This window comes from Rhodococcus sp. R1101, assembly GCF_000278445.1.
GTDB classification, from domain to species: Bacteria; Actinomycetota; Actinomycetes; order Mycobacteriales; family Mycobacteriaceae; genus Rhodococcus; species Rhodococcus gordoniae.
The window spans coordinates 1-5,101 of sequence record NZ_AJVB01000274.1 but is presented as its reverse complement, the minus strand read 5'-3'; the positions used below and the strand labels follow the sequence as shown (position 1 = coordinate 5,101).

General features: G+C 70.3%; 5 protein-coding genes and 1 pseudogene. 3 read left to right on the top strand and 3 right to left on the bottom strand.

The window, feature by feature from the left end:
* Positions 1-142: pseudogene (locus R1101_RS30250) on the top strand (glycogen synthase); the annotation flags it as partial.
* Positions 139-678: a GNAT family N-acetyltransferase gene (locus R1101_RS0115745; protein ID WP_016934347.1), complete on the top strand. Its 540-nt coding sequence runs from the start codon at positions 139-141 to the stop codon at positions 676-678. The pseudogene R1101_RS30250 and the gene R1101_RS0115745, both read left to right, overlap by 4 nt.
* Positions 679-691: 13 nt before the next feature.
* Here the strand turns inward: R1101_RS0115745 and R1101_RS0115740 are convergent, their stop codons facing one another.
* Together R1101_RS0115740 and R1101_RS0115735 are read right to left on the bottom strand one after the other, a co-directional pair.
* Complete coding sequence (locus tag R1101_RS0115740; protein WP_016934346.1) at positions 692-2,194, bottom strand: amidase; 1,503 nt, start codon at positions 2,192-2,194, stop codon at positions 692-694.
* Between the two features lie 33 nt (positions 2,195-2,227).
* Positions 2,228-2,986 carry an acyltransferase gene (locus R1101_RS0115735; protein WP_016934345.1) on the bottom strand — a complete coding sequence of 253 codons (759 nt, stop codon included), beginning with the start codon at positions 2,984-2,986 and terminating at the stop codon, positions 2,228-2,230.
* 93 nt (positions 2,987-3,079) lie between these two features.
* On the opposite strand from R1101_RS0115735, the gene R1101_RS0115730 reads away from it, so the two are divergent.
* On the top strand, positions 3,080-4,393 hold the full coding sequence (locus R1101_RS0115730) for an outer membrane protein assembly factor BamB family protein (protein ID WP_016934344.1): 1,314 nt from the start codon (positions 3,080-3,082) through the stop codon (positions 4,391-4,393).
* A gap of 15 nt (positions 4,394-4,408) precedes the next feature.
* Here the strand turns inward: R1101_RS0115730 and R1101_RS0115725 are convergent.
* The coding region (locus tag R1101_RS0115725; protein ID WP_016934343.1) for a THUMP-like domain-containing protein at positions 4,409-5,101 on the bottom strand (693 nt) is incomplete at its 5' end.

Sequence of the window (5,101 nt, the reverse complement as noted above, 5' to 3'; positions counted from 1 at the left end):
CCGGGCGCGGCTGACCGACGACTTCGACTGGCGCCGCGTCGCCGAGGAGACCGTGCAGGTCTACTCGTCGGCGAAACGGCGGGTACGTCACCCGCTGGCACGTCCCACGATCCCGCAACGCCCACTCCCGGATCGCGGATGAGCGGGCAGCACACCGCCGGGATCGAACGCCTCGAACCGCACCGATCCGACGTCGTCGCCGTCACCGGCCTGCTCAATGCCGTCTACGCAGTGGCCGAGGACGGCATGTGGGTGCCGGGCACCACGCGGACCGACACGGAGGAGATCACCCGGTACGCACGGGAAGGCAGTATCCGAATCGTCCGGTCGCACGGCCGGGTGGTCGGATGTATCCGCGTGACCCCGGTGGACGGGACGACGGCCGAGTTCGGGATGTTCGCGTCCGACCCGGAGGTCCGCGGCACGGGCGTCGGTCGTCTCCTGATCGATGCCGTCGAGGCAGAGTGCGCGGAGCGGGGTTTCGAGACGGTGCAACTCGAGGTGATCCGGCCGCGCGGCACCTCGCACGAGTCGAAGGTGTTCCTCGACCGGCTCTACACCCGGCTCGGGTACGTGCCGGAGGAACCGGCGCCGCTCGACACTCGGCATCCGGAACTCGTTCCTGCCCTCGCAGTTCCGTGCGAGACGGTCGTGTACCGGAAGTCCTTGGCCTCCTGAGCCGACTTCCGGCTCAGGAGGCGGCGGACAACTCGGCCGGAGCGAGCGGCGGCTGCCGCTCGAACCACGGCCGGGCCTGTTCGAGTTCGCCGGCGAGCGCGAGGAGTACACCTTCCCCGCCGAGCGGCGCGACGAATTGCACCCCCAGCGGCAGACCGGAGGCCGTCCAGTGCAGCGGGACCGAGATCGCCGGTCGCCCGGTGATATTGGCCAGCTGCGTATACGGGGTACGGCCCAGGTTGTCGTCCACCATCCGGTCGACGAAACCGGCACGCCCCGCGACCCACGCCGTTCGGGTCCGCAGGAGAGCCTCACCGGCGCGCCGCATCCAGCGCGGCGTGTCGAGTTCGCCGATGCGCGACGGCGGGAAAGCCAGAGTCGGCGTGAGCAACAGATCGTAGCGCTCGTGGAACTGCGCGAGACCGCTCGCATACTCGGCCCAACGGGTATGGGCCGCAATGTAGTCCGATGCCGACGTCGCGGCCCCCATGGCGGCCATCATGCGAGTGTCGAATTCGAAGTCCTCCGCCCGTGCCCCGGTCCGGCGACGAGCGTCGGCGACCTCCGCGGCGGCCGTGGCGAACCACATCGTGAGGAAGTCCTCGGCCAGACGCCGTTCGTCGATACCCGTCGAGGCGGGTTCGACGTGATGACCGAGTTCCTCGAGCACCGCGACGGCACCGTCCACCGCGGCCATCGCCTCCGGGTCGACCGGCGTCCCGATCGGTGACGCGGTCTCGTACCCGATCCGCAGCCGCTTCGGGGCCGAGCGCGCGGCCTCCGCGTACGACTGCGCCCGCTCGGCGAGATAGGGGCCACCCGCATACGACCCGGCCATGACGTCGAGGACGGCCGCGGCATCGCGGACCGTCCAGCAGATCACCCCGTTGACGGCGGCCCCGTGCAGAGGCTCCCCGCCGCGCGGACCGGTGGGCACGAGCCCGCGTCCGGGTTTGAGTCCGAGGAGACCGCAACACGCGGCCGGAATCCGGATCGAGCCGCCGCCGTCGCTCGCTCCGGCGACCGGAACGACGCCCGCCGCGACCGCGGCGGCGGATCCGCCCGACGACCCGCCCGGCGTCACCGCCGGATTCCACGGATTGCGGCTGGCACCGAAGGCCTCGGGCTCGGTGATGCCCTTCGCCCCGAACTCGGGAGTGTTCGTCTTCCCGAACGGGACCAGCCCCGCACCGAGCCACCGGTCCACGATCACCGAGTTCTCGACCACCGGCAGGTTCGCGAGAACGCGGGAACCACTCGAGGTCGGCTCACCGGCCAGATCCTGCCCCAGATCCTTGAGCAGGAACGGCACCCCCGCGAACGGGCCGGCGAGTGGTTCGCGGGCGCGGGCGCGGGCCCGGTCGTCGAGCCTGCGGACGACGGTGTTCAGTGTCGGTTCGACCGTGTCGAGCCGCGCGATCGCGGTCTCGAGCAGCTCACTCGCCGACACCTGGCCCGTTGCGACGAGTTCGGCGAGGCCGATCGCGTCGTGACTGCGATACTCCGAGTACTCCATGGCTGTCCCCCACCAGTGGTCCGGCCCGCGGCGCTACCGGTGTACGTCCGCGGGCATGTCTCCCGACTTCTTCCGTGCGATGTCGGCGAGCGCCGCTTCCCGGGCAGCACGTTCGGCTGCGGCGCTCTCCCATGCCACCTTACGGTTCTTGACCACCTTGGCGGGCGAACCCACCGCGATAGCGAAATCGGGGATGTCGCCCTTGACGACCGCGTGCGCTCCGAGCACCGAACCACGGCCGACGCGGGTACCCCGGAGCACGGTGACCTTCGCGGCGATCCAGGTGTCCGGGCCGATCCGGACGGGGCTCTTCACGATGCCCTGGTCCTTGATCGGATAGGTGATGTCCTCGGTGCGATGGTCGAAGTCGCAGATGTAGCACCAGTCCGCAACCAGCGTCGACGCGCCGATCTCGATGTCGAGATAGGTGTTGACCACGTTGTCCTTGCCGAAGACGACCTTGTCGCCGATCCGGAGCGAGCCCTCGTGGCAACGGATCGCGTTGCCGTCCCCTATGTGGACCCATCTGCCGATCTCGAGACGCGAGAGTTCCGGCGTCGCGTGGATCTCCACGTTCTTACCCAGGAACACCATGCCGCGCAGCACCACGTGTGGATTGGCCAGTCGGAACTTCGCCAGGCGGTAGTACCGGACCAGGTACCAGGGCGTGTACGCCTTGTTGTCCAGCACCCACTTCAGAGAAGACAGCGTCAGGAATCGTGCCTGTTCGGGATCCCTGCGACGGGACCCGCGCCACCTCGCCGTCAGAGGTGCACCCCACATGCTCGTCATAGGGGCAGCCTACGGTCCGCCTCGTTCGCGGCACACGACCCCCGGCCCGATACGCTGACACGTCGAATCGTTCGCCTGTGGAGGAGTTGAGTGATGCGGGGTGTCCTGCGGACCGCGGTCCCGGCGCTGACTGTGGTCTTCGCGCTGAGCGCGTGCGGTGGTGGCGGCACCGACGACGTGTTGTCCACCGGTGGCTGGCCGGGCCGTCACTCCGATGCCCGCAACAGCAACACCGCGACCGCCGACGGTGTCGACGATCTCACGGCCGGCTGGACCCGCCCGCTGGGTGGAGCGGTCGGCTCCCCCGCCGGAATCGCCGCCACCGGTCAGGTCTCGGTGACCGCCGCGACGGCGGCCGGATGCAATCTGTTCTCCTTCCAGATGGATTCCGGTCGCAAGCGCTGGTGCACGCGTCTCGCACCGGCCGTCACGACGATCACGCCGGTCTCCGACGCGGTCGCCAACATCTACGTCGGGGAGGACGGCGGGGTGCTGTCGTTCAACGAGCACGGTCAGCGTCGCTGGCGCCTTCCTGTGAGTGGCAGCCCGCGCAGTGCACAGTTCACGTCCGACGGAAGCCTGCTGGTGGTCACCCACTTCGGTCAGGTGAATGTCGTCGATCCCCAGACGGGCCACCTCGAGGCGCCCTTGTTCGATCTCGTGCCGGTACCGACCGTCGCGGACGGGCAGAACCTGCCGCGACTCGCGAGCGATCACGGTCTGCCGGCATGCTTCGGCGGCTCGGAGGACTGCCCGGTGGCCACTACTCCGGCCGTCGACACCGCCACCGATCGCGTCTTCGTCACCGTGTGGCGGCCGGGCGCCGACCGGTCCGCGCTCGTGGCGCTGCGGTACACGGGCGGCGACGACGCCGCGGTGACCGAGGAGTGGTCGGTGCCCGATCTCCCCGGGGGTGCGGTGACGAGTCCGGTGCTGTCCGCGGACGGTTCCACGGTCTACGTCCACGACGGGGACGGCACCCTGTGGGCGCTCGACACCGAGACCGGCGAGGCGCGGTGGAGCCACGAGACCGGTCGTCCCACGGCACTCGGTCCCGCCGTCACCGAGGACGGGCTGCTGCTCCTCGCGTCGGCCGACGGCAGCGCGCCGCTGACGGCGTTGCGCGACAACGGCGACGGTGTCGAGGTCGAGTGGGAGCGGACGGACGTGAAGCCCTACGGTGCGCCGGCGGTGACCGCCGACGGCCGGGCCTACGTGGTGGTCGACGGCGACCGGGGTCTCGCTGCCGCGGTGCTCGATCTCGCGGACGGCGCGACCACCGAGAAGGAACCCCTCGAGCCCACCACCGGACTGCCGGTCGGCACCGGCATCGGCCCGGACGGGGAGTTCGTGATCACGACCGTCGACGGCGACGTGGTGGTGCTGCGCGCCCCGCAGTCGGTATGAGGGTGTGCCGGCCGTTCAGCGAGAGGGGGCGCAGACGAACGCTTCGGGCGTCCGGCCGATGCGGGTGAGGACCACGCTGAGCGAGGCAGACCCGCGCAGCTTCAGCCGCGGACGCAGGACCGCCGGGTCGACGTCGACACCGCGCACGAGGATCTCGACCGCACCGCAGTCGTGGCGGGCGAGTACCTGACGGAGTGTCTTCTCGCTGTACTTGAGACGCTCGACGATCCGGAAACCCCGTACGCCGTCGGGCAGACGGTCGCCGGTGAGATAGGCGATCCGCGGGTCGAGTTGCCACAGCCCGTGCGCGGCGGCGTAGTGGCGCACGAGACCGGCACGCACGATGGCACCGTCCGGGTCGACGATCCACTCCCCCGGCTCGCGCTCGGGGATGTCGTCGTCCGCGTCGTCGCTGATCTCGAAACCGGTTCCGTCGGAACGCAGTACAGCAGCCCGGCGCCGCACGCCCGGTGTGCTCAGGCCCGGCGAGTACAGGCATGCCTCGCGGACTCCGCCGTCGAGCGAGACGACCTCGACCTCGCCGGTCCAGCCGAGTGAGTCGAAATCCAGTCCCGGCGCGCACTTCACGGCGAGATCGCGGCCCGCATAGGCGTCGAGGAGATCGGGTAGCGGTGGTTGCAGCGCCGCCGGATCGTGGGTGCGCCGGCCGCCCGACCGGCGTGCGGGATCGGCGACGACGGTGGTGCC

What these genes read in the sequence shown, in the direction of transcription:
- R1101_RS0115745 (WP_016934347.1), top strand. Translation starts at nt 139, where the DNA reads ATGAGCGGGCAGCACACCGCCGGGATCGAACGCCTCGAACCGCACCGA.
- R1101_RS0115740 (WP_016934346.1), bottom strand. Translation starts at nt 2,194, where the DNA reads ATGGAGTACTCGGAGTATCGCAGTCACGACGCGATCGGCCTCGCCGAA.
- R1101_RS0115735 (WP_016934345.1), bottom strand. Translation starts at nt 2,986, where the DNA reads ATGACGAGCATGTGGGGTGCACCTCTGACGGCGAGGTGGCGCGGGTCC.
- R1101_RS0115730 (WP_016934344.1), top strand. Translation starts at nt 3,080, where the DNA reads ATGCGGGGTGTCCTGCGGACCGCGGTCCCGGCGCTGACTGTGGTCTTC.